This window comes from Paraburkholderia sp. MM5477-R1 (genome assembly GCF_050436385.1).
Lineage (GTDB): Bacteria > Pseudomonadota > Gammaproteobacteria > Burkholderiales > Burkholderiaceae > Paraburkholderia > Paraburkholderia tuberum.
Map to the genome: position 1 here is coordinate 343,185 of NZ_JBNDMC010000003.1, position 26,001 is coordinate 369,185.

At 64.3% G+C, this 26,001-nt stretch carries 19 protein-coding genes, 1 tRNA gene and 3 pseudogenes; 9 read left to right on the plus strand and 14 right to left on the minus strand.

Annotated elements, in window-relative coordinates; translation table 11 throughout:
• The first annotated feature begins 343 nt into the window (after window positions 1–343).
• The 6 genes from ppc to OKW35_RS04865 all read left to right on the plus strand — a co-directional run bounded on the left by ppc (window position 344) and on the right by OKW35_RS04865 (window position 9,098).
• Window positions 344–3,589: a phosphoenolpyruvate carboxylase gene (ppc, locus tag OKW35_RS04840; RefSeq protein ID WP_429551376.1), complete on the plus strand. Its 3,246-nt coding sequence runs from the start codon at window positions 344–346 to the stop codon at window positions 3,587–3,589.
• A gap of 178 nt (window positions 3,590–3,767) precedes the next feature.
• Complete coding sequence (locus OKW35_RS04845) at window positions 3,768–4,580, plus strand: helix-turn-helix transcriptional regulator (protein WP_429551377.1); 813 nt, start codon at window positions 3,768–3,770, stop codon at window positions 4,578–4,580.
• Window positions 4,581–4,720: 140 nt separating this feature from the next.
• Window positions 4,721–6,127 carry an argininosuccinate lyase gene (gene argH, locus OKW35_RS04850; protein ID WP_429551378.1) on the plus strand — a complete coding sequence of 469 codons (1,407 nt, stop codon included), beginning with the start codon at window positions 4,721–4,723 and terminating at the stop codon, window positions 6,125–6,127.
• 362 nt (window positions 6,128–6,489) lie between these two features.
• Window positions 6,490–7,023, plus strand: a complete 534-nt coding sequence (locus OKW35_RS04855) for a TonB C-terminal domain-containing protein (protein WP_184021206.1) — start codon at window positions 6,490–6,492, stop codon at window positions 7,021–7,023.
• 367 nt (window positions 7,024–7,390) lie between these two features.
• Window positions 7,391–8,698, plus strand: coding sequence for an MFS transporter (locus tag OKW35_RS04860; RefSeq protein WP_184059583.1), 1,308 nt, complete (start codon window positions 7,391–7,393; stop codon window positions 8,696–8,698).
• A gap of 220 nt (window positions 8,699–8,918) precedes the next feature.
• Window positions 8,919–9,098 carry a hypothetical protein gene (locus OKW35_RS04865; RefSeq protein ID WP_018419748.1) on the plus strand — a complete coding sequence of 60 codons (180 nt, stop codon included), beginning with the start codon at window positions 8,919–8,921 and terminating at the stop codon, window positions 9,096–9,098.
• 34 nt (window positions 9,099–9,132) lie between these two features.
• Here OKW35_RS04865 and OKW35_RS04870 read toward each other — a convergent pair whose 3' ends face one another.
• Entirely contained in the window at window positions 9,133–9,267 is a 135-nt protein-coding gene (locus OKW35_RS04870; RefSeq protein ID WP_260321106.1) for a hypothetical protein, read from the minus strand.
• A 520-nt stretch (window positions 9,268–9,787) separates the two neighbouring features.
• Window positions 9,788–10,792: a lipopolysaccharide heptosyltransferase I gene (gene waaC / locus OKW35_RS04875; RefSeq protein WP_429356776.1), complete on the minus strand. Its 1,005-nt coding sequence runs from the start codon at window positions 10,790–10,792 to the stop codon at window positions 9,788–9,790.
• A 219-nt stretch (window positions 10,793–11,011) separates the two neighbouring features.
• Between waaC and OKW35_RS04880 the strand changes: the two genes are divergently transcribed.
• Complete coding sequence (locus OKW35_RS04880) at window positions 11,012–12,448, plus strand: chloride channel protein (protein ID WP_429551379.1); 1,437 nt, start codon at window positions 11,012–11,014, stop codon at window positions 12,446–12,448.
• Between the two features lie 225 nt (window positions 12,449–12,673).
• Here OKW35_RS04880 and minE read toward each other — a convergent pair.
• The 5 genes and pseudogenes from minE to map form a co-directional block, all read right to left on the minus strand.
• Window positions 12,674–12,929 (minus strand): annotated as a pseudogene (gene minE, locus OKW35_RS04885) (cell division topological specificity factor MinE).
• 14 nt (window positions 12,930–12,943) lie between these two features.
• Entirely contained in the window at window positions 12,944–13,759 is an 816-nt protein-coding gene (gene minD / locus OKW35_RS04890; RefSeq protein WP_184059587.1) for a septum site-determining protein MinD, read from the minus strand.
• A 106-nt stretch (window positions 13,760–13,865) separates the two neighbouring features.
• Window positions 13,866–14,714, minus strand: coding sequence for a septum site-determining protein MinC (minC, locus tag OKW35_RS04895; protein WP_184045634.1), 849 nt, complete (start codon window positions 14,712–14,714; stop codon window positions 13,866–13,868).
• Between the two features lie 210 nt (window positions 14,715–14,924).
• Window positions 14,925–15,458, minus strand: coding sequence for a GNAT family N-acetyltransferase (locus OKW35_RS04900; RefSeq protein WP_090803490.1), 534 nt, complete (start codon window positions 15,456–15,458; stop codon window positions 14,925–14,927).
• 91 nt (window positions 15,459–15,549) lie between these two features.
• On the minus strand, window positions 15,550–16,335 hold the full coding sequence (gene map / locus OKW35_RS04905; RefSeq protein ID WP_184059590.1) for a type I methionyl aminopeptidase: 786 nt from the start codon (window positions 16,333–16,335) through the stop codon (window positions 15,550–15,552).
• A 483-nt stretch (window positions 16,336–16,818) separates the two neighbouring features.
• On the opposite strand from map, the pseudogene OKW35_RS04910 reads away from it, so the two are divergent.
• Window positions 16,819–17,309, plus strand: a pseudogene (locus tag OKW35_RS04910) (methyl-accepting chemotaxis protein); the annotation flags it as partial.
• A gap of 134 nt (window positions 17,310–17,443) precedes the next feature.
• Here the strand turns inward: OKW35_RS04910 and OKW35_RS04915 are convergent.
• The 4 genes and pseudogenes from OKW35_RS04915 to OKW35_RS04930 all read right to left on the minus strand — a co-directional run bounded on the left by OKW35_RS04915 (window position 17,444) and on the right by OKW35_RS04930 (window position 22,557).
• Window positions 17,444–18,833, minus strand: a pseudogene (locus OKW35_RS04915) (hypothetical protein).
• 753 nt (window positions 18,834–19,586) lie between these two features.
• Window positions 19,587–19,678 (minus strand) — tRNA-Ser (locus OKW35_RS04920).
• Window positions 19,679–19,880: 202 nt separating this feature from the next.
• Complete coding sequence (serS, locus tag OKW35_RS04925) at window positions 19,881–21,179, minus strand: serine--tRNA ligase (protein WP_429551380.1); 1,299 nt, start codon at window positions 21,177–21,179, stop codon at window positions 19,881–19,883.
• Between the two features lie 64 nt (window positions 21,180–21,243).
• On the minus strand, window positions 21,244–22,557 hold the full coding sequence (locus tag OKW35_RS04930; RefSeq protein ID WP_429551381.1) for a replication-associated recombination protein A: 1,314 nt from the start codon (window positions 22,555–22,557) through the stop codon (window positions 21,244–21,246).
• 211 nt (window positions 22,558–22,768) lie between these two features.
• On the opposite strand from OKW35_RS04930, the gene cytX reads away from it, so the two are divergent.
• The gene (gene cytX / locus OKW35_RS04935; RefSeq protein WP_184045622.1) at window positions 22,769–24,085 is read left to right on the plus strand and encodes a putative hydroxymethylpyrimidine transporter CytX; all 1,317 of its coding nucleotides are present in this window, start codon (window positions 22,769–22,771) and stop codon (window positions 24,083–24,085) included.
• Between the two features lie 120 nt (window positions 24,086–24,205).
• On the opposite strand, the gene OKW35_RS04940 is transcribed toward cytX, so the two are convergent.
• The 3 genes from OKW35_RS04940 to lolA all read right to left on the minus strand — a co-directional run bounded on the left by OKW35_RS04940 (window position 24,206) and on the right by lolA (window position 25,906).
• On the minus strand, window positions 24,206–24,394 hold the full coding sequence (locus tag OKW35_RS04940) for a hypothetical protein (RefSeq protein WP_309240633.1): 189 nt from the start codon (window positions 24,392–24,394) through the stop codon (window positions 24,206–24,208).
• Between the two features lie 203 nt (window positions 24,395–24,597).
• Window positions 24,598–24,828, minus strand: coding sequence for a hypothetical protein (locus OKW35_RS04945; RefSeq protein WP_429551382.1), 231 nt, complete (start codon window positions 24,826–24,828; stop codon window positions 24,598–24,600).
• Between the two features lie 334 nt (window positions 24,829–25,162).
• Window positions 25,163–25,906, minus strand: a complete 744-nt coding sequence (gene lolA / locus OKW35_RS04950; RefSeq protein ID WP_090803478.1) for an outer membrane lipoprotein chaperone LolA — start codon at window positions 25,904–25,906, stop codon at window positions 25,163–25,165.
• Between the last annotated feature and the right edge of the window lie 95 nt (window positions 25,907–26,001).

Genomic DNA, 26,001 nt, shown 5'->3' on the forward strand with positions numbered 1-26,001 from the left:
TGCAATGCGGCGAACATGCTGAGGCGATGCCTGCCGCGTGTTCGGTCCCAGCGCGGGCTGGCAGCCCGTGGCTCCTTTCTCCCTCGTCGGCGTCGCGCGATTCGGCAGCGCTCGTGTCGTTCCGCGTACGCGGTGCGGCACGCGCGGGCCGCGCTTCCAGTGGGTCGAGCAATCGCCGTGTACAGTCGCCGTTTCAAGTCTCCGTTGCAGTTGCACTAGCAGTCCGTCTTGTAGTCCGTTGCGTAGTCCCTGTTGCACGCAGTTCACGTTGCACTTGCTGGTGGCAGTTCCGCAGTCGCAGTTCATCAATCAACAGACCCTGGCTTCCCCGAGGAAACTCATCGTGACGTCTTCCGGATCGGCGCGCCCCGCCCGCCGCAACACTGCCTCGCCCACCGCTCGCCCGGCCGACGCCGCGGCGCCTGACGCCCTGTCCGACGTTGCCGCGCACGCCATATCGTCGAGCGTCGGTCAACATGGCGACACGCGCGCCGACCAGCGCGCCAGGCGCCGCGCCCTCGCCGCTCGCGCCACCAAAGCCCCGAAGGCCGCGCAGACCTCGGTGCCCGTCAAGCAGGACAAGGCGCAAAAGGCGTCGAAAGCCGGCAAGGCCAGCAAGGCTGAACAGGCCGCGACGTCGGCCACCGCGCGCAAGCCGGCCAAGGCCAAGGCCAAGGTCGATGGCGACGCAACACCCCCGCGCGCCGCGAAACCGTCGAAACCGAAGGACCTGCCGCCGGCTGAGTCCGCCGCCGCGACCACCGCGAAGAGCGGCGGCCGCACGCGCGAGGACAAGGACCACCCGCTGTTCCAGGACATCCGCTATCTCGGGCGTCTGCTCGGCGACGTGCTGCGCGAGCAGGAAGGCGAGGCGGTGTTCGACATCGTCGAGACGATCCGGCAGACGGCAGTGCGTTTCCGTCGCGAGGACGACAGCGCCGCCGCGCAGACGCTCGACAAGAAGCTGCGCACGCTGACGCCCGAGCAGACCGTCAGCGTCGTGCGCGCGTTCAGCTACTTTTCGCATCTCGCGAACATCGCCGAAGACCGTCACCGCAACCGCCGTCACCGAATTCACGCGCTCGCGGGCTCGGCCTCGCAGCCGGGCACGATCGCCCATGCGCTCGAGCGGCTCGCCGCGGCTGGTGCGGCCGCGACACCGGTGCTGCAGCGGTTTTTCGACGACGCGCTGATCATGCCGGTGCTGACCGCGCACCCGACCGAAGTGCAGCGCAAGAGCATTCTCGACGCGCAGCACGACATCGCGCGTCTGCTCGCCGAGCGCGACCAGCCGCTGACGAACCGCGAGCGCGCGCACAACGAAGCGATGCTGCGCGCGCGCGTCACGTCGCTGTGGCAAACGCGCATGCTGCGCGACTCGCGTCTGACGGTCGCCGACGAAATCGAAAACGCGCTGTCGTACTACCGCAGCACCTTCCTCGAAGAACTGCCGGCGCTGTACGCCGACATCGAGGAGGCGCTGAAGGAGCATGGCCTCGAAGCGCGCCTGCCGCCGTTCTTCCAGATGGGCAGCTGGATCGGCGGCGATCGCGACGGCAATCCGAACGTCACCGCCGAAACGCTCGAAAATGCGATCACGCGTCAGGCCGCGGTGATCTTCGAGCACTACCTGGAGCAGGTGCACAAGCTCGGCGAGGAGCTATCGATGTCGAATGTGCTCGTCGGCGCGAGCGATGCGCTCAATGAGCTCGCGGCCATCTCGCCCGACCATTCGCCGCATCGCACCGACGAGCCGTATCGTCGTGCGCTGATCGGCATCTACACGCGGCTCGCGGCAAGCGCGCGCGTGCGCCTCGGCGAAGGCAGCGTGCCGCTGCGCAGCGCCGGCCGCGGCGTCGCGCCGGTCCGCGCGATTCCCTACGACGACGCCGCCGACTTCGTGCGCGACCTCCACGTGCTGATGGATTCGCTCGCCGAGCATCACGGCGCGCCGCTCGCCGCGCCGCGTCTCGCGCCGCTCGCGCGCGCGGCCGAAGTGTTCGGCTTCCATCTCGCGAGCATCGATCTGCGGCAAAGCTCCGATATCCACGAAGCGGTGATCGCCGAGCTGCTCAAGCGCGCCGGTGTCGAGGACGATTACGCGGCGTTGGCGGAAGCCGACAAGCTGACCGTGCTGCTCGCCGAGCTCGCGCAGCCGCGCGCGCTGCGCGTGCCCTCCGCCGACTACTCCGAGCTCGTGAAAAGCGAACTCGCGGTGCTCGAGGAAGCGCGCATGACGCGCGAGAAGTTCGGCGCGCGCGCGGTGCGCAACTACATCATTTCGCACACGGAGACCGTTACCGACCTGGTCGAGGTGATGCTGCTGCAGAAGGAAACCGGCCTGTTGCGCGGACGCCTCGGCGACGAGCACGACCCCGCGCGCGCCGGCCTGATGGTGATCCCGCTGTTCGAGACGATCCCCGACCTGCGCAACGCGCCGCACATCATGCGCGATCTGATCGCGCTGCCGGGCATTAGCGCGCTGATCGAACATCAGGGCAACGAGCAGGAAGTGATGCTCGGCTACTCGGACAGCAACAAGGACGGCGGCTTCCTGACGTCGAACTGGGAGCTGTATCGCGCGGAGCTTGCGCTCGTGTCGCTGTTCAACGAACGCGGCGTGACGCTGCGTCTGTTCCATGGGCGCGGCGGCACCGTCGGGCGCGGCGGCGGCCCGACCTACCAGGCGATCCTGTCGCAGCCGCCGGGCACCGTCGACGGTCAGATCCGATTGACCGAGCAGGGCGAAGTGATCGCGAGCAAGTTCGCGAATCCGGAAATCGGCCGGCGCAATCTGGAAACCGTCGTGGCCGCGACGCTCGAAGCGTCGCTGCTGCCGCACGACCACACGTTGGCCGAGCTGCCGGTGTACGAGGAAACGATGCAGCAGCTGTCCGATACGGCGATGGCCGCGTATCGCGCGCTCGTCTACGAAACGCCGGGCTTCAAGGAGTATTTCTTCGAGTCGACGCCGATCGCGGAGATCGCCGAGCTGAACATCGGCAGCCGCCCCGCGTCGCGCAAGCTGCAGGATCCGAAGCAACGCAAGATCGAGGATCTGCGCGCGATTCCGTGGGGCTTCTCGTGGGGTCAATGCCGGCTGCTGCTGACCGGCTGGTACGGCTTCGGCAGCGCGGTCGCCGAGCACCTCGACAGCGCGCCGTCCGACGCCGAACGCGCGCGCCGTCTCGCGCTGCTGCAGAAGATGCACAAGAGCTGGCCGTTCTTTTCGAACCTGATGTCGAACATGGACATGGTCATCGCGAAGACCGACCTCGCGGTCGCGTCGCGTTATGCCGCGCTCGTGACCGACAAGAAGCTGCGCAAGCATGTGTTCGAGCGCATCGTCGCCGAGTGGGAGCGCACGTCGAAGGTGTTGTCGGAGATCACCGGCAAGAGCGAGCGGCTCGCCGAGAATCCGCTGCTCGCGCGCTCGATCAAGAATCGCTTTCCGTACCTCGATCCGCTCAATCACCTGCAGGTCGAACTGCTCAAACGCTATCGCGCGGGCGACACGAATGCGCGCGTGCGGCGCGGCATTCATTTGAGCATCAACGGGATCGCGGCGGGGTTGCGCAATACCGGTTGAGGTTGCCGCATTGGCGGACAAAAGCCGGGTGTGGCCGACGCAGGTCACACCCGGCTTTTCTCATTGCGCGAATCCAGCCGCTACAATAGAGCCCGCCATGTACCAGTACAAGTTCGGCAATTATTCTGGTATCTCTATTACCCCCTCCACGTTACCCCCTCCACGCGCAGCCGATAGCATGACGACGCCGTCTTCCGCCGATCACCCGCCGCCGCTCGACGCCACCCCGGCCCGCGCGCTCGGCGACTTCATCCGCGCCCATCGCGAGCGGCTGTCGCCGCAGGCGGTCGGGCTGCCGCCGGGGCCGCGTCGCCGCACGCCCGGTCTGCGGCGCGAGGAAGTCGCGCAGCTGTGCGGCGTGAGCCCGACCTGGTACACGTGGATCGAGCAGGGCCGGCCAGTGTCCGCTTCCGCCGATGCGCTCGCGCGCATCGCGGTCGCGTTGCAGCTGTCGCGCGCCGAGCGCGCGTATCTGTTCGAGCTGGCCGCGCAACGCGATCCGGCCGAGCCCGACCCGGCCGCCGCCGATGCGCCCGCCACGCTGCTGCAAACCGTGCAGCTCATCGACACGCCCGCCTACGTGCTCGACCGGCAGTGGAATGCGCTTGCGTGGAACGAGCGCGCGGCCGATCTGTTCGTCGGCTGGCTCGACGGCGCGCAGGACCGCAACCTGCTGCGCTACACGTTCACCGAGCCGGCCGCGCGCGCGTTGATCGTCGATTGGGAAACGCGCGCGCGGCGGCTCGCCGCCGAATTCCGCGCCGACTCGATCCGCCATCTGAACGATGCGCCCACACGTGGGCTGATCGATTCGCTGTCGGCCGCGAGCGACGAGTTCGCACGCTACTGGGCCTCCCAGGACGTCGGCGGGCGCGAAGGTGGCAGGCGCGAGTTCAACCATCCGCGCGACGGGCGCATCGTTTATGACCAGATCACGTTCAAGCCCGCGCATCGCGAGGATCTGAAGCTCGTGATGCTGGTGCGCGAATAGGCCCGCGACGGGCGGCAGCGCTTTGGCCGCCCTCACCCGGTGTTAAAATCTTCGTCTTTCTTCGCTGCGGCGGCGCTCTTGCACGATTCGCGCACTCGCGTTGCCAGCCTCTTCACCGCTCGTTTTTACCGCCCAACACCATGACGTCCCAACTGCACAAAAAAGGCGAAGCCTGGTCGGCTCGCTTCTCGGAGCCGATGTCGGAACTCGTCAAACGCTACACGTCGTCGGTTTTCTTCGACAAGCGTCTGGCGTTCGTCGACATCGAAGGGTCGCTCGCGCACGCGTCGATGCTCGCCGCGCAGAAGATCATTTCCGCCGACGACCTCGCCGCGATCCAGCGCGGCATGGCGCAGATCAAAGGTGAAATCGAGCGCGGCGAGTTCGAATGGCAGCTCGATCTCGAAGACGTGCACCTGAACATCGAAGCGCGCCTGACCGCGCTGATCGGCGACGCCGGCAAGCGCCTGCACACCGGCCGCTCACGCAACGACCAGGTTGCGACCGACATTCGCCTGTGGCTGCGCGGCGAGATCGACCGCATCGGCGAGCTGCTCACCGAACTGCGCGTGGCGCTGCTCGAGATCGCGGAGAAGAACGCCGCGACCATCATGCCGGGCTTCACGCACCTACAGGTCGCGCAGCCCGTCACGTTCGGCCACCATCTGCTCGCGTACGTCGAAATGTTCTCGCGCGACGCCGAGCGCATGATCGACTGCCGCAGGCGCGTGAACCGTCTGCCGCTCGGCGCGGCCGCGCTCGCCGGCACCAGCTATCCGATCGACCGTCACGCCGTGGCGAAGACGCTCGGCTTCGACGGCATCTGCGCGAACTCGCTCGACGCAGTCTCCGACCGCGACTTCGCGATCGAATTCACGGCCGCCTCCGCGCTCGTGATGACGCACGTGTCGCGCTTCTCCGAAGAACTGGTGCTGTGGATGAGCCCGCGCGTCGGCTTCATCGATCTGGCCGACCGTTTCTGCACCGGCTCGTCGATCATGCCGCAGAAGAAGAACCCGGACGTGCCCGAACTCGCGCGCGGCAAGACCGGCCGCGTGAACGGCCATCTGATGGCGCTGCTCACGCTGATGAAGGGCCAGCCGCTCGCGTACAACAAGGACAACCAGGAAGACAAGGAGCCGCTGTTCGACACCGTCGATACGGTCGCCGACACGCTGCGCATCTTCGCCGAAATGGTCGCCGGCATCACGGTCAAGCCGCAGGCGATGCGCGACGCCGCGCTGCAAGGCTTCTCGACCGCGACGGACCTCGCCGACTATCTCGTCAAGCGCGGCCTGCCGTTCCGCGACGCGCACGAAGCAGTCGCGCTCGCGGTGCGCGTGTGCGCCGATCGCGGCTGCGATCTCGCGGACCTGACGCTCGACGAAATGCGCGGCGAACTGCCGAACGTCTCGCATCTGATCGGCGACGACGTGTTCTCGTATCTGACGCTCGAGGGCTCGGTGGCGAGCCGCAATCATCCGGGCGGCACCGCGCCCGAGCAGGTGCTGGCCGCGGTGAAAGCGGCGCGTGCGATGTTGAAGTAATCGACGCCTGGGCAGCGCCGTGAGCCTAAGCTTGCGGCGTGGCTGGTTGAACCGGGATCGAAAAGGTGGACCCGCTTGGCGGGTTCGCCTTTTTTATTGCCGCGTTTGAATGGCGAATCGAAGGCAAAAGAAAGCCCGCCAGAAGCGGGCTGAAAAGACTTCCACCGATGCCTCAGCAAGAGGCCATCAGAGTGTAGGCGGGTTTCGCTCGCCGACCAATGCGCGCACATTTCCGGCCATTACAGCGGAAAGCAAAGCGCCTCAGCGGGGCACGCACGATGACATCCGGCGGGCGAACGCCAATTGAATCCCGGCGCTTTTTGACTACCATTCAATCAGGTTCTCCTCGCGGTTCGTCGACGATGCTCTCTCGCACTTCTCCCCCTCCTGTTTCTCACCGTGTGGCTCTGCGCTCCTTCACGGCCGCTCGCATGCATCGGCTATCGCTCGCCGCGCTCGGTGTTGTCGCCGTGGCCGGTTGCACGATCACACCGCTGACGCCGCACGAAACCGTCAGCACACCGGTGGCCGCGATCAACAGCGCGACGCTCGATCAATATCGCGACGCGGTCGCACGACGGATCGTCGAGCGCAATCCGTCGTATGTGCTCCAGGGCAGGCCTCAGCCGATGCTGCGCTCGCTGGTGGTGGTGTCGTTCACGGTCGATCGTTATGGACACATCGTCGAGTCATCGGTGTATCGCACGAACGGTGACGACGAAGCCGAAAGCACCGCGCTCGCGACGCTGCGCCGCTCGGCGCCGCTGCCGCTACCACCCGGCAAGCTGCTGAATGGCCGCGGCCAGCTCGAGCTATTCGAAGACTGGCTGTTCAACGACAACGGCAAATTCCAGCTGCGCGAACTCGCCTCGCCGCAAGCGGAAACGTACGACTGAGCGCGGTTGGCGCGTGCGCCGACACGCACCGCCCGCGCAGCCGCACATGGGTCGGCCACACGCGAGCTACTCGAGTCATCGCGCATAACTCATAAAGCCCCCTCGTTGCCGCGCAAACTTACGCCGCCATTGCTACGCGACGAGCGCGCTCGCTATAATTTTCCGATTCCCCGCGCCGGAGCCTTCCGGCATGGCTCACGCCGTCCGCACACCCGCCGGCGCGGCGCATGAGCCGACTGCAGTGCCGCGCCGCCACCCCGCGTGCGGCGCCCAAACCTATACCTCAACGAGGATGCCGCCGTTGCGCGCCGCCTGTCTGCGAAACACGGCTCAGCGCGCCGCGGCCTCATACAATTGGAGACCCTGCATGTCCACTTCGCCGATTTCCGCCGCTCAGCCCGCAAGCGGGCAAAACAATACCGCGCGGATCATCTTCGCGAGCTTCATCGGCACCGCGATCGAGTTCTACGATTTCTATGTCTACGCGACCGCCGCGGCGCTCGTGATCGGACCGGTATTCTTCCCGCATGGCTCGGCCACCGCGCAGGCGCTGTCGGCGTTCGTCACGTTCGGCATCGCGTTCGTCGCGCGACCGATCGGCTCGTTCCTGTTCGGCCACTTCGGCGACCGCATCGGCCGCAAATCGACTCTGGTTGCGTCGCTGCTCGTGATGGGCCTGTCGACCACGCTGATCGGCTTCGTGCCGGGCTACGACGCGATCGGCAGCCTCGCGCCGATCCTGCTGTGCGTGCTGCGTTTCGGCCAGGGTATCGGCCTCGGCGGCGAATGGGGCGGCGCCGCGCTGCTCGCCACCGAAAACGCGCCGGCCGGCAAACGCGGCTGGTTCGGCATGTTCCCGCAGCTCGGGCCCTCGATCGGCTTTCTCGCGTCCAACGGTCTGTTCTTCGCGCTCGCAATGTCGCTCTCCGACGAGCAGTTCCGCAGCTGGGGCTGGCGCGTGCCGTTCATCGTCAGCTCGGTGCTCGTCGCGCTCGGGCTGTACGTGCGGCTGAAGATTGCCGAAACGCCCGCGTTCCAGGTAGCGATCGAGCGCAAGGAGCGCGTGCGCGTGCCGATCGCGACGCTGTTCTCGCAGCACTGGCGGCCGACCGTGCTCGGCGCGCTCGCGATGGTGGTCTGCTACACGCTGTTCTACAACGCGACGACGTTCTCGCTGTCTTATGGCGTCGGGTCGCTGCATATTCCGCGGCAGACGTTCCTCGGCCTGCTGTGCATCGCGGTCGTGTTCATGGCAATCGCGACGCCGCTGTCGGCCCGTGCGAGCGATCGCTTCGGGCGTAAGCCGGTGCTGATCGTCGGCATCATCGCGGCGATCCTGTCGGGCTTCACGATGGCGCCGCTGCTCGGCAGCGGCGAGCCGTTGCTCGTGCTGCTGTTTCTCGTGATCCAGCTGTTCCTGATGGGCGTGACCTTCGCGCCGATGGGCGCGCTGCTGCCGGAACTGTTTCCGACCAACGTGCGCTACACGGGCGCCGGCGTCGCGTACAACCTCGGCGGGATTCTCGGCGCGTCGGTCGCACCGTATATCGCGCAGGTGCTCGCCGCGCACGGCGGCTTGGCGTGGGTCGGCGCGTACGTGTCGGTCGCCGCGGCCGTGAGCCTTGTCGGCGTGCTGTGCATGCGCGAGACGCGTGATGAGAGTTTGATGAAATGATGCAACGCGCATCGGCGGAACAACGCTTTCGTCGATGCGCGTTTGCCGAGGTTCGATCGATGCTGCACCCGCGCAGTTTTTACGCGTCTGCGGCAGCGCGCAGAGAGCATTATTTCCTCGCTGTTTGCGCGGCCCGGCCCGGGTAAAACCCCCGCCTTGCGCGTCCTTTTGAGTTGCCTATACTCCCTCACATAACCCTATAAAAAACGGGGAGATCCGCATGAACGTCCATCTTCACAATGCCGATATCGTGACGATCATCGCGCTGGCCTTGCTCGGCTCGCTGCTGCTCGCGCTGCGCTTCCGTCCGACGACATGGAAATCCATCGTCGTCGAGGCGCTGGCCGCGAACGCCGCGGCCATTGCCGCGGTGGTCGCGTTCGAAATGCTGGTCGCCTGAGGCTGGTGCTCCAGGCCTGAGCACGGCGCGCGGCTTAGCGGTAGTAGTAGCCGTGATGGTAGTAGCCACCGCCACCGTAGTAATAGCCCGGCGCCGGCGCGATAACGCAGCCGCCGAGTGCCGATGCGAGCAGCGTGCCGGCCACGAGAGTCAGGATCAAGCGTTTCATGTTGTTCTCCATCGAGTCAGATTGATTCGAGCGCAAACCCCGAATGACCCGATTGGACACGATGCGCGCCGCAGCGAACGTTGCCATTTGTAAGGGAACATCACCGAGCTGTTACAGGACCGGCGCGCTGGATCGGGGCGTTCGATCGACCGCCCCGCTGCCGCCAGATCGCGCCACCGTGGCGGAAAACACCGCCTATACTCCGTTGAGCGCACTGTCGCGATAGAAACCTTGCTGGCCGCGCCAGCGTCGCCGCAATCGAGCGGTTCGACGCGCGCCATGCGAGCCTCGACGCACCGCGGCGTATCAGCTTGCCGCCCTGGCGTCCGCGCATCGGACGCTTCGGCGTCCAACGAAAAGCGACAGTTTTAACAGACGTGTAATCGATTCCTCTCCGCCCGCTGTTCCCCGACACGGGCGTTCTTTGAGGCGCGACGATGCAGTCCCCGCCAGCAAGGGTGGACTACGCATCGCGCCTCTTTTCTTTTGCGCAAACGATTGCGCGAGCGCGCGAACGAACTCAGGCGGCGGCTGATCCTTGCTGCATCGCGAGCACCGGCTCTGCCGCGTACACGTAGTCGATCGCTTCGAGCGCCGCGCTGATGGGCGGCACCGAGTCGCCGTCGCCGATCGAGGTCGAGCGATACGGCGCCTCGACGCCGCAATGCGATGGCGACGTCGCGACGAAGATCATCACGGTGCGCTTCTGCAGCGCATGCGCGAGGTGCACGAAACCCGTATCGGTACCGACCACGAGCGCGCACGCGCCGATCATCTGCGCAACTTCGGTCACACTCAATGGCGGCAGCACGGTCGCGCCTGGCACCTGCGCGGCGATCTGCCCGGCTTCGGCAAGCTCACCGTCCGAGCCCCACGGCAGCACCACACGGAAACCGCGCTCGCTCAACTCGCGTCCAAGCGCCGCCCAGTGCGTGAGCGGCCATTTCTTGTCGGCTTTCGAGGTGGCGTGAAAGAGCGCCGCGACAGGCGCGTCTTGCGTCGCGAACGGCTGCGGGGCGGTTTCGGGTAGCTGCAGGTCGTAGATGGGCGGTCCTTCCACTTCGTAGCCGAGCGCCTCGCTGGCGCTGATGCGCATGCCGTGCCACGCGCTGCCTTGCGGACGTGGGCCGAAACGCCCGGTGTAGGCGAACGCCGCGCCACGCTCGCCCAGATCCAGGGATTGATAGCCGATGCGCCGCGACGAGCGCGCGAGGAAGGCGATGATCGCGCTCTTGTAGACGCCGTGAATGTCGATGATGTAGTCGTAGCGATACGCGCGCAGCTCGGCGATGGATGCCCAGATCGCCTTCAGATCACTCCAGCGACGCGCCTTCTTGAAGCGGCGCAGCGGCGCGCACAGCACGCGATCGACGCCCTGGCTCCAATGCACGACTTGCGCGAATGCTTCGTCCGCCGCCCAATCCACCTGAACGCCAGGAAATGCGCGTTTGATGTCGGCGACGACTGGCAACGCCTGCACGATATCGCCTAGTGAAGTGACCTTGACAATAAGTATTCGCTTCATTGAGGGTCTGTTCGTTATTCGGAGTTGAAACTATTCTAGCTGACGTTTTTACCGATCCCGCCAAATGGCCGTTGCGCGCGGTCCGATTCTCAATACGGCACGTTACAGCAAAAAAATATCCGCCTGATGATTCACTTCACTTCATTATTTCAAACATCTTTCACGTATTCTGGTCGGTCCCGCACGCTTTATACTTGGCCCTTTGCACGAATCTAATTCATGTCCCGGCCCTTCCCTTCCCGTTCGCCCGCTGTCACGCGTCGCGCAAAACGCCTGTGGCGGCAATACGGCATCTTCTGGCTCGGTGCCATCGCCGTCGGCCTGGTCGCGGTGCTGTACGCGCGTCTGATCGACTGGGGGTATGACGCGTTTCTCGATGTCCGGCAGCGGTATGTGTGGGCGCCGCTAGTGATCACGCCCGCGGTTGCCGCACTCGCGGTCTGGCTCACGCGCAAGTTCTTTCGCGGCTCCGAGGGCAGCGGCATCCCGCAGGTCATCGCAACGCTGCACACGAAACAGCGCGGATACGGCACGCGGCTGCTGTCGCTGCGAATTCTGCTCGGCAAAATCGGCGTGTCGTTTCTCGCGATTCTCGGCGGCTTTACGATCGGCCGTGAAGGACCGACCGTGCAGGTCGGCGCCGCGCTGATGTTCAATCTGCGCCGGTTCTATCCGCGCTCGAATGCGCAGATAGAACGGCAGCTCGCGTTGGCGGGCGCGGCGGCGGGTTTGTCGGCGGCGTTCAACACACCGCTCGCGGGCGTCGTATTCGCAATCGAGGAATTGACGCGCAGCTTCGAGGCGCGCACGAGTGGCGTGCTGATCACGGCGATCATCATCGCGGGTGTCGTCGCACTGGGCCTGAACGGCAACTACACGTATTTCGGCACGATCCAGATCGGCGCGCATTTTCCTGATCTGCTCGCCGTCGCGGTGGTGCTCACCGCGATCGTCACGGGAATCGCGGGCGGTATCTTCGGCTGGCTGCTGCTCAATACCGCGCGCTGGATTCCGGAGCCGCTGCGTCAGTTGCACGGCGAGCGGCCGGTTGCGTTCGCCGCGCTGTGCGGCTTCGCGATCGCGGTGGTCGGCGTGATCTCGGGCGGCACGACGTTCGGCAGCGGCTATACGGAAGCGCGCGGCCTGCTCGAGGGACACGAGCAGTTGTCGGTGTTCTATCCGTTCCTGAAGATGATCGCGATGGTCGGCTCATACCTGCCGGGCATTCCGGGCGGCATCTTCGCGCCGTCGCTGTCGATCGGCGCGGGCTTCGGCAATCTGCTGCACATGGTGTTCGATTCGATGCAATTGCCGATGCTGATCGCGCTCGCGATGGTCGGCTATCTGGCCGCGGTCACGCAGTCGCCGATCACTTCGTTCGTGATCGTGATGGAGATGATCGACGGCCACGCGCTCGTGATTTCGCTGATGGCCACCGCGTTGATCGCGAGCCGAGTGTCCCGCCTGTTCGCGCCGCCGCTCTATGAGTCGCTCGCCGAGCGCTACGTGGCGCCGCTGCCGCAGCCCACGCCTGCGCCAGTGCCGGAAGTGCCCGAGGTCGAGGTGCCGGAAGCGGAAAGCGAGGACGGCGAGCCGAGCGCCGACGATGCCGCAGACGACATCACGACGGATACCGCCGACTCGCCGCGTCAGTAGATGCGCGAGGGCGACGCGAGGCTGACGTTGCGCGGGGTAACGGCACCGCTGGAGTGCAACGGCTCATTTCGACCGGGAAATGGCGAGCGCCGTGGAGATGCGAAGAGACGGCTTCAGACAGAAGCCAGAGGACGAGCCGAACGCCGCACCGCATCACGTCGCTCCGACGCGACGCCATGCGACGTCCTGCACATGATGCGAGACGGACCGCGGTCCATCCGAAGCTCAGGCCTGGGGTATTTCGATCTTGACTTCGAGCACTTCGAGATCGTCCTGACGCTCGAGACTCACGCGTATGTCGTCGTCGGAAATCTTCACGTACTTCGAGATCACGGCCACCAGTTCGCGTTGCAACGCAGGCAGAATAATCGGCGGGCGCATGGCCGCCGGCGCGCTCGTGCGCGATGATCAACTGCAGGCGTTCCTTCGCTACCGACGCGGACTTCTTTTTCTCGCCCAGCAAAAACGAAAGAATCGACATGACGTGCGCTCCCCTTACTTGGTGCCGAAGAGGCGCTGCAGCAGCCCGGGCTTCTGGTAATCGACAAAGCGAAGCGATTTCTGCTCGCCGAGGAAACGCGACACGACGTCCTTATAGGCTTCGGCCACATCGGTGCCGTCCATATGCACGGCCGGCAGACCCTGGTTCGACGCGTGCAGCACCGCTTCCGATTCCGGAATCACGCCGATCAGATCGATGCGCAGAATTTCCTGGATGTCGGTCAACGACAGCATTTCGCCTTCGCTGACGCGCTTCGGGTTGTAGCGGGTGATCAGCAGGTGCTCCTTGATCGGCTCCTTGCTTTCGATCGCGCGCTTGGTCTTCGACGACAGGATGCCGAGAATGCGATCGGAGTCGCGCACCGACGACACTTCCGGGTTCGTCACGATCAGCGCTTCGTCGGCGAAGTGCATCGCAAGCAGCGCGCCCGACTCGATACCGGCCGGCGAATCGCAGACGATGTATTCGAAGTCCATCGCGATCAGATCGTTGATGACCTTCTCGACACCGTCCATCGTCAGCGCGTCTTTATCGCGCGTTTGCGAGGCCGGGAGGATGAACAGGTTCTCGCATTTCTTGTCTTTGATCAGCGCCTGATTCAGATTCGCTTCGCCCTGGATCACGTTGATCAGGTCGTACACGACGCGGCGCTCGCAGCCCATGATGAGGTCGAGGTTGCGCAGGCCGACGTCGAAGTCGATCACGGCGGTCTTGCTGCCGCGCAACGCGAGGGCCGACGCAAAGCTCGCGCTCGTGGTCGTCTTGCCCACGCCACCCTTGCCCGAAGTCACCACAATGATTTTTGCCATTACCCTTACCTTGTGTTCGTCAAATGCGTCAATTGGTGCGCGGCCCGCCTCGCCGTGAAACGCCGCGTGCCGCAATCGCTCGGAGCAGCGCGCGTTTCGCGGCGCTTTACGTGAGCCGCAGCGGTTCGATCATCAGTTTTTCTTCTTCGAGCCAGATCTGCACCGGCTTGCCGAGCACGTCGGCCGGCAGCGGGTTCTCGGTCGTTCGATAGATGCCCGCGATCGAGATCAGTTCCGGTTCGAGACACGTGCAGAAGATGCGCGCGTCGTGATTGCCCTGCACGCCGGCCAATGCCCGGCCGCGCAGCGGCGCGTAAATGTGGATGTTGCCTTCCGCGATCACCTCGGCGCCGTAGCTGACCAGACCGAGCACGACCAGATCGCCTTTTGCGTAAATACGCTGACCCGAGCGCAACGGCTTGTCGACCACCATCGTTTGCGGCGACGTGGCAAGACGCACCGGCTCGGCGGCGGGCGTGGGTTCGACGGCGGCGGCAGCGGCGGTGCCCGTGGCCGCGCTGGCGGTTGCGGATGCAGAGCTGGCGGACGCGCTCGTGCCCGCGCTTGCCTCGGTGCCTGCTGCCGCGTTTGCCGCGCTCGCCGTGCTGTCCTCATCGGCCTGCTTCGCCGGCGCGCCGCGGCGATCGCGCGCTTCGAGCAACGGCAATCCCGACTCCGTCGCCCACTGCTGCTCCGCATTCGCGACCACGCCGACCGGACGCATGCGCACGCTGTCGAGCAGTTGCGCGATGTCGGCGAGCGGCACGCGTTCGTTGCCGGCGAGACGCCGCACGTCGATCGCGACGACGTCGTTAGCGAAGAATTCGGGGGTCGCCTCGAAGCGTCGCGTCAGCTCGGCACGCATCGCATCGAGGTCGGTCGTTTTGACCACGAACATCAGCGTGTCGACAGAGCCGCTGCGCAGTTCGAAAAAGGGCGATTTCTTGGGCGACATAGCGTTCGGCGAAAAATTTTGCGTATTTTACAGGCGTACAAGCGCGCGGCCACTATTTTTCCCGGGAGAATCGGTGCTCGCGCGCGCAAGCGCAACGCGTGTCGTCGATGCGATCGACGCGCGACGGTGCGAAAGAAACGCTGGCGGGAAAAAGACCGTGATGAAGGGACGGCGAAGACGAGCGGCGCACGCGACGCGCCGCTTGGGCGATCACTGCTGTAACACCTGCGAAGTAGTCGGCACGTGCCGCACCAGCAGACTTTCGACCTGCTCGGGTGCGCGCTCGACGCGCCGGTGCTCGCCGGTCGGGCCAAAGCCCAGCGCTTCGTAAAAGCGCATCGCGTTGCGGTTCGCGTCGGCGACCCACGCGTAGATTTCCGTGGCGCCCGCATTCGCGAGCCAGCTGCTCGCGGTATCGACGAGCAGCTCGCCGCCGCGCAGATGGCGCACGGCCGGCGCCACCCACAACTCGCAAACGAACGCGCGGCGCGCCGCGGTGTCGTCGAAATGCGCCTCGATCAGCCCGGCCGGATGACCCTCGGTATAGAGCAGGAATGCACCGACGGACTGCGAAACCGCGTGATTCGCCGCGGTCGCGTCGAAACTGGCGGCATCGGCCGACAACGCGTCCTCGAGCGTCGCGCCGAAGGCGTACGGCGCCTCCCGCAGCGAGGCCGTGCGGAGTTCGCGAAAAACGGCGCCCTGATCAGCAGTGATGCGGCGAACGGTCAATGACGGACTCATGCAGACGAAACCCCTGGAAACCCTAACGCGTAGCTTTAACCGAACCGGCCGGCGAGTCAAATTTATTATTGACCAGAATATGCGGTCCCGCTCACGGCGCGTCGTAGTCGCCCGTGCCGTCCGGCCACGGCGTCAGCAGTTCATAGCCGTCGTCGGTCACGGCGACCATGTGCTCCCATTGCGCCGACAGCGAGCGGTCCTTCGTGATCACGGTCCAGCCGTCGCGCTGTACCGACGTGCCGGCGCGGCCCGCGTTGATCATCGGCTCGATCGTGAAGACCATGCCCGGCTTCAGGCGCACCCCCTGCCCCGGCTGCCCATAGTGCAGCACCTGCGGGTCCTCGTGATAGACCTTGCCGATGCCGTGCCCGCAGTAGTCGCGCACGATCGAGAAGCCCTCGCGCTGCGCGACCTTCTGGATCGCGTGGCCGACGTCGCCGAGCGTCGCGCCCGGCTTCACCTCGCGGATGCCGGCCACCATCGCCTCGTAGGTCGTGTCGATCAGCGCACGCGCGACCGTGCTCGACTGGCCGACGCAGTACATGCGGCTCGTGTCGCCGAAATAGCCGTCCTTGATGATCGCGACGTCGATGTTGAGGATGTCGCCGTCCTTCAGGATCTCGTTGCGATTCGGGATGCCGTGACACACGACATGGTTGACCGACGTGCAGACGGTCTTCGGAAAGCCCAGATAGCCGACGTTGGCCGGAATCGCTTTCTGCGTGTGGACGATGTAGTCGTTGCACAGCGCGTCGAGGTCGTCGGTGCAGACGCCTGCCTTGACGTGCTCGCCGATCATTGCCAGCACATCGGCCGCGAGGCGGCCCGCAATGCGCAGCTTCGCGATATCGTCGGGAGTCTTGTAGGTAATGGCCATGAATTCAGTCGATGTGAGTCGCGGGTCAAGCGCGAGATGACCCGCCGCGCCCGAAAGCCCGGCGGCCCGCAACCGCCGCTCGATTGGGCGATTTCGGGCAATTGTACAGAGGATCGCGGATGGACCCCGCGCAAATCGGCTGAAGCGGTGCGCGGGAGGAGGCGGTGGCGCTAGCGGAGCTATGCCGTGGCGCGCCCGAATCACAATGACGGGCTTTTGCTCGGCCAGCTTGCGGGCCTGCTCGTTCAGATGGACTGGCGGCAAAGGGACTCGAACGATCATCGAGCCGGACATCGTGATCGTTCAGTTTCCCGAACTAAAATTCGGGCGTCCCGTCATGCCGCCCGCTGCGTTCCGCCCTTCGCCATATCGTACGGATCACGCTGATTGCGGGCGTACTGCTTCGGCGCCATTGCCGACCAGCGCCGGAACGCGCGAATGAATGCCTTCTCCGACGCAGCGGTGCACTATGCGTCGGTCGTCGCGCTCGGCGAGACGGCCTCCGCGATGAAGCAGCTGACCGCGACCGTGCAGCTCGATGCGAGCAATGCCGAACAGGCGAGCGAACTCGCGCGCGGCGCGTCCAGCGATCGAAGCCGCGCGTGCCGGCGACGAGGGTCGCGGCTTCGCGATCGTCGCCGGCGAGGTGCGCAGCCGCGCGCGAGATTGGCGCGCTGATCGCCGATTCGACGTCAAGCGTCGAACGCGGCGCGGGACTCGTCGAAGACGCGGGCGGCACGATGCAGCAGATCGAAGCGGCGATCGCGCGCGTGACCAGCATCGTCGGTGACATTGCGCAGGCGTCGGGTGAGCAGAGCGATGGGATTCAGCAGGTGGGCATCGCGATCACGCAGATGGACGAGGTCACGCAGCAGAATGCGGCGCTCGTCGAGGAAAGCGCGGCGGCCGCCGTGTCGCTCGCGGAACAGGCGCGGGCGTGGAGGGAGATGATGGAAGGGTTTCGGGTGGGATGAGACGCCCGTCCCCTGGCCTCGATACGCTGAAGGCAAGGGTTGGGCGCCGCTGTCGGGCCCGGCGACGTGCTGCCCTTGACACCGGGCAGCATCGACCACAGACGTGCGGGCCTGCTTACGTCGATATCCGCGGCTTAGTTGTCGGGATGGGCCGCCGTGAAGCTTTGGAACGCACTGTACGACGGATTCAACGGCGAGCCGTTCATCATGATGCCGAAGCCCTGGTCCGCTGTCGAGCACGTAATACATGACGCTCTGGATATTGTGCGTCTTGCGGTTCTGATAGAACTCGCCGAGCTTCGTCGTGATGTAGTTCCCACGATAGGTCTCGTTTTGCTCCGGTCCGGTGTTCCACTCGGTGATGATGAACGGCACGCCATACCGGGCCTTGCAATAGATCGGCAGATCGAAGCCAGGTTGGGCGCCGTCCGCACCGAGGGAGAACACATCGCCATACACCTCGTAGTTGTGCCACGTGGTGATGTCCCAGCGCACGGTCGGGTGACCGCCGCTGCCATCCGGCTGATCACCGTCCCACAGCGCGTCCGCCGCGCCGACATCGTTCACGCAGAAATTGATGCCGCACTTCGCGTTCGACTGAACCGCTTTCACGCCGTCGATCATCCCGCGCATCACGCCGCGCATCACCGGCCAGTTCGTGTTGTTGAAGTCCGCTGCCTTCGTGCCCGCAGCGTTGAAGTCGAGCACGGTGGCGTTCGTGCGCGTCAACTCGTTGCCGCATTCGTAAATGGTCACGCCATACGGTTTCAGTGCGTTCGCGACCGACTGCGCTACCGCGTAACCCTGGCTGTAAGCGGCATTCTCGCCAGCCAGCAGGTTGCCGTTGGAGTCGTAGACGCCCTGGTCGATCAGCACGACCAACGTCATGCCCGCCGCCTGGAAAGCCTGTGCGAGCCCGATCGCCGCGTTCAGCTGGTTCGAACTGTTGGTGACGCCGACGCGATAGCTCGTGCAGCCCATGGCCTTCAGGATCGAGACGATCTGCTGGGGCGTGTACGTGTAGTCGAAGTGACCGTTCATGCCATAGAACATGCCGGCCTGCGGTGTGATCGCGATGCGCGGATCGTTGCAATGCAGCCAACTGTTGGGGACGTCCGCAATGACGTAGAACTCGCCACCCGTGCCGCAATGCCAGATCTTGCCGCCGTAGAACAGCACGAGCGACACGTTGTACGTATCGCCGACCGTCGCGCCGTTGCGGTAGATGACGCCGTTGGAGAGCGTCCACGTCGCGCCGAACTGGTCGATGATGTACGGCGCGGAAGGCAGTGAGGTGCCATCGGGCGACATGTTCGAGACACTCGCCTTCGCGACCGGCGACGTATTGTCCGCGGTGCTGGAGGTAGCGGACGCACCCGAAGCTGCCGCGGCGCCGGAAGCACCGGTCGCAGCGGCTGCCTTGCCACTCGCGTTCGATGACCCACTGCCCCCACCACACGCGGTCAAAAGATAACTTGCGCTCAGGGCCGTCAGGCCCCCAATGAATTGACGTCGTTTTATCATCGCGGAGTAATTCCAAATGTCGGGAAAATTCCCGATAAAAAGACCAAAAGGTGGATTCGCTGTGATTCGATGGACAATCAATAAGGATTCGATGCAAATGAATTTGCAGGCCTTAAAGACTATTGTCCCGAAGTGCTTTGAACGCACGTCTGTGTTGTCCGATTGAACCGAGGCGCGCGAAGGTGCTCCTCGCGGTGGTTCAGATTGACAGGGCTGGGTGCGCGTTGGTTCGCAAACGTTTGCGCTGCAAACCTTTGCGGTGCAAACCTTTTACTGATTAATTGCCGAAGCTTTCATTTTCAGGAAAATTCTTCCTGTAAAAGCTTCTGACGGCGTAAATCGTACCCTGAACGAATGACCGAGCCCAACCAAAAATCGTATTTATTTGTAAAAAAGGGGCAGATCTTGCGGAGATCTGTGGGGTCGGCGAAGATTCGCACTTTCAGAAGTCGTCGGGGGGCGGGTCGCCCGCAAATTTTCTGACTTCGACCCCTTATAGCGTGCAATAGCCACGTCCCGAATATGTCCGGTCTATGAATTAGGGGACGTGCAGCACGGGTGACTTAAGATATTTGTATGGAAATGAGATAAAAAAGGCCACGAACAACAAATGGCTTATGTAAAAAATTGAAACAAGGGATTTCGCCAAAATAGAAATGATGCTTGAACAATTTCGAATTGCCTTGGCAAAGCCATTCGAGAACTCAAAGCAAAAACCCCTTGATCTCGGTGAAATCAAGGGGTTTCAGAATTTGGCGGAAAGGGTGGGATTCGAACCCACGGTACGGGGGAAACCGTACGCCTGATTTCGAGTCAGGTACATTCGACCACTCTGCCACCTTTCCGGGTATTCCAACTCGCTACTGCATCGTCGGATCCAAGCGGGCCGTTGCTTGGGAGAAAAAGATTATAGAACAGCTCGAATTAGTTTTCCAAGCCCCCTCGTCCAAAAAATTTCTAAAAAATTTTCGCGGGACCTCGATGCCGTTCGCGGCATCCATCGTCGGACACGCGACGACACCGCGCCTGCGCGCGCATCGGCGACGCTCAGGCGGCCGCCGGCACTTGCAGCCGCTCGACGCCGCCGAGGTAAGGCCGCAGTGCCGTGGGCACCGTCACCGAGCCGTCGGCGTTCTGGAAGTTCTCGAGCACCGCGACGAGCGTGCGGCCCACCGCGAGACCCGAGCCGTTGAGCGTATGCACGAGCTCCGGCTTGCCCTGCGCGTTGCGGAAGCGTGCCTGCATGCGTCGCGCCTGGAACGACTCGGTATTCGAGCAACTCGAAATCTCACGATAGGTGTTCTGCGCGGGCAGCCACACTTCCAGGTCGTAGGTCTTCGCTGCGGAAAAGCCCATGTCGCCGGTGCACAGCGTGATCACGCGATACGGCAGTTCGAGCTTTTGCAGAATCGCCTCCGCATGGCCGACCATCTGCTCGAGCGCGTCGTACGATGCGCCTGGCGCTACGACCTGCACCATCTCGACCTTGTCGAACTGATGCTGGCGGATCATGCCGCGCGTGTCGCGGCCATACGAGCCCGCTTCCGAGCGGAAGCACGGCGAGTGCGCGGTCAGCCTGATCGGCAGCGCGTCCGCTTCGACGATGCTCTCACGCACCGTGTTCGTCAGCGAAATTTCCGAGGTCGAGATCAGGTACTGCATGACCGTGTGTTCACCGCCGCCCTTTTCGACGCGGAACATATCGTCCGCGAACTTCGGCAGCTGGCCCGTGCCGTACAGGATGTCGGGATTGACGATGTACGGCGTGTAGATCTCGGTATAGCCGTGCTGCTGCGTGTGCGTGTCGATCATGAACTGTGCGAGCGCGCGATGCAGCCGCGCAATCTGGCCGCGCAGCATCGTGAAGCGCGCGCCCGACAGCTTCGCGCCGGTCTCGAAGTCGAGGCCGAGCGGCGTGCCGACGTCAACGTGATCCTTGACCTCGAAGTCGAACTGGCGCGGCGTGCCCCAGCGGCGCACTTCGACGTTGCCGGCTTCGTCGTTGCCGACCGGCACGCTTTCGTGCGCGAGATTCGGCACGTCGAGCAGCAGATCGGACAGACGCTTCTGGATGTCTTCGAGCTTGACCGCCGACGCCTTCATCTCGTCGCCGATGCCGCCGACTTCGGCCATCACCGCCGACGTGTCTTCGCCGCGTCCTTTCATCGCGCCGATCTGCTTCGACAGGCTGTTGCGGCGCGCCTGCAGTTCTTCGGTACGGGTCTGGGTATCGCGGCGTTCCGCTTCGAGCGCGGTGAAGGCCGCGACGTCGAGGGTATAGCCGCGGTCGGCGAGGCGCTTTGCGACGCCGTCGAGGTCTTTGCGCAGCAGCTGGATGTCGAGCATGGGATGGGACGGATGTTCGTTGTATGAAAACGCGATTTTAACGCACCGGCAAAGGTGAAACGCCTCAAGCCTTCTTCGGCTTGTTCTCGGCGCGCCACCGCGCATCGAGCTCGCCAAGGCGCGCGAGCTTCTCGCCGATCTTGCCTTCGAGACCACGCGGTGTCGGCTCGTACCAATGCGGCTCGCGCATGCCGTCAGGCAGATAGGTTTCGCCGGCCGCGTACGCATCGGGTTCGTCGTGCGCGTAGCGGTAGTCGTGGCCGTAGCCGAGTTCCTTCATCAGCTTCGTCGGCGCGTTGCGCAGATGCACCGGCACCGCGCGCGACCGGTCCTTGCCGACGAAGCGCCGCGCCTCGTTGTACGCGTTGTACCCGGCATTCGATTTCGGCGCGACCGCCAGATAGATGATCGCCTGCGCAAGCGCGAGCTCACCTTCGGGCGAACCGAGACGCTCGTAGGTTTCGGCGGCGTCGAGCGTGATGCGCGCGGCGCGCGGGTCCGCGAGGCCGATGTCTTCCCACGCCATGCGCACGATGCGACGCGCGAGATAGCGCGGGTCCGCGCCGCCGTCGAGCATGCGGCAGAACCAGTACAGAGCGCCGTCCGGGTTGCTGCCGCGCACGGATTTATGCAGCGCGCTGATCTGGTCGTAGAAGGCGTCGCCGCCCTTGTCGAAGCGGCGCAGATTCTCCGCGAGCGCGCTGCCCAATAACGCGCCGTCGATTTCGGTGGTCTTCTGCCGGGCGGCCGCGCGCGCGACGATCTCGAGGTTGTTCAGCAGCTTGCGGCCGTCGCCGTCGGCGGATCCGATCAGCGCGGCGCGCGCTTCGTCGGTGAACGTGAGGCCGCCGAGATCCTTCTGCGCGCGCTCGAGCAGCTCGCGCTGTTCGTCGTCCGTCAGGCTCTTCAGCACGTAGACGGCGGCGCGCGACAGCAACGCGCTATTGACCTCGAACGACGGATTCTCGGTCGTCGCGCCGACGAACACGAACAGGCCCGACTCGACGTGCGGCAAGAACGCGTCTTGCTGGCTCTTGTTGAAGCGATGCACTTCGTCGACGAACACCAGCGTCTGATGGCCGTTCGCGCGATGGATCTGCGCGGTTTCGACCGCCTCGCGGATATCCTTCACGCCCGACAGCACCGCCGACAACGCGATGAACTGCGCGTGAAACGCATCGGCCATCAGCCGCGCGAGCGTGGTCTTGCCGACGCCCGGCGGGCCCCACAGGATCATCGAATGGGCCTCGCCCGATTCGAACGCGACCCTGAGCGGCTTGTTCGGACCGAGCAGATGCGACTGGCCGATCACTTCGTCGATATTGCGTGGCCGCAGGCGTTCGGCGAGCGGAACATTGGCACGGGTTTCTTCAAACATGACGTTTTGGGGATAATCTCGGCTTTCCGGGGCACGCACCGCTTCGGAGCAGCGCCTCGCGGGACAGGCGCAAAGCCCGCGCCCGGCCGGAAACACAGGCACGAAGGCGGGCAACGTTCTGCATTATGACAGTGACGGCGGCCAAGCGATGGCCGACCCGGGGCGCCGGCAACGCAAAGAATCACAGCACCACCAACAGGAACGAACACAGATGGCTCAAGATTCCGTCGCCGGCGACGCCGGCTCCACCTACGCGCCGCTCACGCCGGTGCCCGACGCGCGCCGCGCGTTTCGCACCGGCGACGCGTTCGCGCTGTGGTTCTCGCTCGGCATCGGCCTGCTCGTCGCCCAGGCGGGCGCGCTGCTGGTGCCGGGCCTGTCGCTGCCGCACGCGCTCGTCGCGATCGTGCTCGGCAGCGTGATCGGCGTCGTGCTGCTCGCGCTCGTGGGCGTGATCGGCACCGACACCGGGCTTGCGGCGATGTCGTCGCTGCGTCCGACGCTCGGCGTGCGCGGCGCGTCGGTGCCGGCCGTGCTGAACATGGTGCAACTGGTCGGCTGGGGCTCGTTCGAGGTGATCGTGATGCGCGATTCCGCCGATGCGCTCGCGAAACAGGCGTTCGGCCTGTCGATGCCGCTCGTGTGGACCGTGATCTTCGGCGTGCTCGCGACGCTGCTCGCGATCAGCGGCCCGCTGTCGTTCGTGCGGCGCTTTCTGCGCAAGTGGGGGATCTGGCTGCTGCTCGCGGGCGCCGCGTGGCTCACGTGGAACCTGCTCGCGCGCCACAATCTCGCGGACCTGATGCGTCGTCCCGGCACCGGCGAGATGTCGTTCGGCGGCGCGGTCGACCTCGTGGTCGCGATGCCGCTGTCATGGCTGCCGCTGATCGCCGACTACACGCGCTTCGGCCGCCGCGCCGGCGAGACGTTCCGCGGCACGCTATACGGCTATGGCATCGCGAACATCTGGTTCTATGCGCTCGGCGCGGTCTACGGGCTCGCGGCCGGCGGCGGCGATGCATTGCTGACCGGCGCGCTCGCGCAAGCGGGCGGCGGGTTTGCGCTGCTGCTGATTCTGATCGACGAAATCGACAATGCGTTCGCCGACATCCACTCGGCCGCGGTGTCGACCGGCACGTTCTGGACGCGCGCGAGCGTGCCCTTGCTGTCGGCCGCGTTCGGTGCGCTGTGCACGCTGATCGCGCTGCTCGTGCCGATGGCGAAGTACCAGAACTTCCTGCTGCTGATCGGCTCGGTATTCGCGCCGCTGTTCGGCGTCGTGCTGATGGATCACTTCATCGTGCGCAAGCGTCGCGTCGACGCCGCGGTGCTCGCCGATGTGCGCGGCCGCTACGGCTTCTCGGGCGGCTGGCACCTGAGCGCGTTCGTCGCTTGGGCGATCGGCATCGCCTCGTACCAGGTGATCAATCAATGGCTACCGAACGTCGGCGCGACGCTGCCGTCGCTTGCGATCGGCGCGGTGTGCTATTACGCGTTCGTATCGGCGCGCAAGACCGCGTATGCGTGAGCGCGTCACCCTCAGCGCGTTGCATTAGACGCAGTTGTCACAAAATAAAAAAGACCTGCAATCCAAATGCAGGTCTTTTTTTGTGACCGTCGAATGGCCAATCACAGTGCGCGCCGCGGGCTATTTTTTCGCCGCTTTGCGCCGACGCGATTCGACCTTGCGACACAGATCCGTGAGCAGCCAACGGGCGACGGTCTCCGGCCGATTCGGCGCATACGAGGCGAATTTGCTCTCGTTCGCGAAATGGACGACGACGGTGCCCGTCATTACGCGATAAGTTCCGGCATAGTTTACGCCGTCCAGTTCCACGCTTAGCGCGTGGGTGGTTTCATATTCCGCGAAAGTCAAAATAAAAGCGATATCTCGAAACGAGACATTATCGCTACGATTTTTCGGAAGTCAAAGAAATATGCAATTGGTTGCATATTAAATTCTCACCGGCGGTAATTGTTGCGTTCTCCGCTTGAAAACCCAAATAACGGGCTGCCGGATACGTTAGATAACCTGCTGCCTTACTGCCGTTCAAGCCGAACCGTCGGCGTATCGGCGAAACGCTCAAGCGCGCGATGGCCTTCCCGATGGGCTTCGGCCTCATCGATAAAGGTTTTTTCACTATATGCAACGACCTTGAAACCACTTCCGGCCGAGCGCGGAACCGTTATTCCCCAATGCCACCCGCCCTCCTGCTGGAACACATGGAGGGACGGGGATAAGCGTGAATCGTGTGAAGAAGACAATCTCATGACATGCCTCGTCTTTCCAGACATCCAAAGCGACAACAACCTTCGATCAGTTTAGGCGTTATTTTGTTGCGTTGCAGCAAAAAATTGTTAGAGATTACGAACCCAATCCTGGGAAAATGATCGGACGCGCCAACTCCAGCCCATGAGCAATGCCGGTCTTTCCAGTCTCGCACTAAATCATTACGTCTGCCGGTACGACGATTTAACGTTCGTCGCGGCGCCGGGCGCGCATCCCTAAGCAATCCACGCACCGCGCGAAATAAAAAGCCGCGCTCGACAAGCGCGGCTTCGCCGGCGTTTGCAAAGGCGCCAGTGTCGGCGCCTACCGCGCGGTTTATCCGTTGATCACATCCGCGCCCTTCGGCACCGTGAACTTGAATGCATCGGGCGGCAGTTGCGGATTTTTCTGGATGTTCGAGAACGTGAGCAGCGTCACGTTACCGAACACGTCGTGCAATTCCATCGCTTCGAGATTGCCGTCCTTGAAGCCGATGCCGACGCGCTCGAACTGCGTGTCCTTCGCCTTCGGCGTCAGTTCGAGCCAGTCGATGCCGGCCTTCACGCCCGCGTCGCGCAGCGAGAAGTTCTTGTCCAGATCGTTGCTGCCGAACAGGATCGCCGCCGGGCTTGCGCCGAGCGCGTTGCCGAGCGGGCGCACCGTCACCTGGTTCAGATCCTTGTCGTAGACGTAGAACTTGTCGCCGTCCGCCTGCAGCAATTGCGAGTAGGGCTTCTCGTATTGCCAGATGAACTTGCCGGGCCGCGCGAACATGAACGTGCCGCTCGACGTGGTCGGCTTGGCCGGGTTCGCGGTGGACAGCGCGCCGCTCGCGCCCTGCGCCTTGCTCGGCGCGCGCACTTCCTGCTGCACGAAGGCGCCGCGCGCCGAATGGACCTGCGCGATGAATGCCTTCAGTTGCTCGGTGCCGCTCGCGAACGCGTGCGAGGCGACGAGCAGCGACGCACCGATCGCGACACTGCCGACGGCGCGCGCGATCTTGCGCATGCCGCGGGACACGCGCTCGCCGAGGCGCCCCGCTCGACGCTGTCGGGCATCCTGCTGCGCGATTGCTTGCATAGGTTTTTCTCCCTTGAATGAATTCGGTGATGGGCTGCGCCGGCTCGATGCACTCGCTGAACACAGAGTGACTGGCCCGGCGTCGAGCCGCAATG

Bases quoted from the DNA above. Each gene is read 5' to 3' on its own strand.
- argH (WP_429551378.1), top strand. From the start codon at position 4,721: ATGACGTCCCAACTGCACAAAAAAGGCGAAGCCTGGTCGGCTCGCTTC.
- map (WP_184059590.1), bottom strand. From the start codon at position 16,335: ATGGCCATTACCTACAAGACTCCCGACGATATCGCGAAGCTGCGCATT.
- OKW35_RS04870 (WP_260321106.1), bottom strand. From the start codon at position 9,267: ATGAAACGCTTGATCCTGACTCTCGTGGCCGGCACGCTGCTCGCATCG.
- lolA (WP_090803478.1), bottom strand. From the start codon at position 25,906: ATGCAAGCAATCGCGCAGCAGGATGCCCGACAGCGTCGAGCGGGGCGC.
- OKW35_RS04880 (WP_429551379.1), top strand. From the start codon at position 11,012: ATGTCCCGGCCCTTCCCTTCCCGTTCGCCCGCTGTCACGCGTCGCGCA.
- cytX (WP_184045622.1), top strand. From the start codon at position 22,769: ATGGCTCAAGATTCCGTCGCCGGCGACGCCGGCTCCACCTACGCGCCG.
- OKW35_RS04860 (WP_184059583.1), top strand. From the start codon at position 7,391: ATGTCCACTTCGCCGATTTCCGCCGCTCAGCCCGCAAGCGGGCAAAAC.
- OKW35_RS04930 (WP_429551381.1), bottom strand. From the start codon at position 22,557: ATGTTTGAAGAAACCCGTGCCAATGTTCCGCTCGCCGAACGCCTGCGG.
- OKW35_RS04865 (WP_018419748.1), top strand. From the start codon at position 8,919: ATGAACGTCCATCTTCACAATGCCGATATCGTGACGATCATCGCGCTG.
- OKW35_RS04855 (WP_184021206.1), top strand. From the start codon at position 6,490: ATGCTCTCTCGCACTTCTCCCCCTCCTGTTTCTCACCGTGTGGCTCTG.
- serS (WP_429551380.1), bottom strand. From the start codon at position 21,179: ATGCTCGACATCCAGCTGCTGCGCAAAGACCTCGACGGCGTCGCAAAG.
- OKW35_RS04845 (WP_429551377.1), top strand. From the start codon at position 3,768: ATGACGACGCCGTCTTCCGCCGATCACCCGCCGCCGCTCGACGCCACC.
- minD (WP_184059587.1), bottom strand. From the start codon at position 13,759: ATGGCAAAAATCATTGTGGTGACTTCGGGCAAGGGTGGCGTGGGCAAG.
- OKW35_RS04945 (WP_429551382.1), bottom strand. From the start codon at position 24,828: ATGAGATTGTCTTCTTCACACGATTCACGCTTATCCCCGTCCCTCCAT.
- OKW35_RS04900 (WP_090803490.1), bottom strand. From the start codon at position 15,458: ATGAGTCCGTCATTGACCGTTCGCCGCATCACTGCTGATCAGGGCGCC.
- waaC (WP_429356776.1), bottom strand. From the start codon at position 10,792: ATGAAGCGAATACTTATTGTCAAGGTCACTTCACTAGGCGATATCGTG.
- minC (WP_184045634.1), bottom strand. From the start codon at position 14,714: ATGTCGCCCAAGAAATCGCCCTTTTTCGAACTGCGCAGCGGCTCTGTC.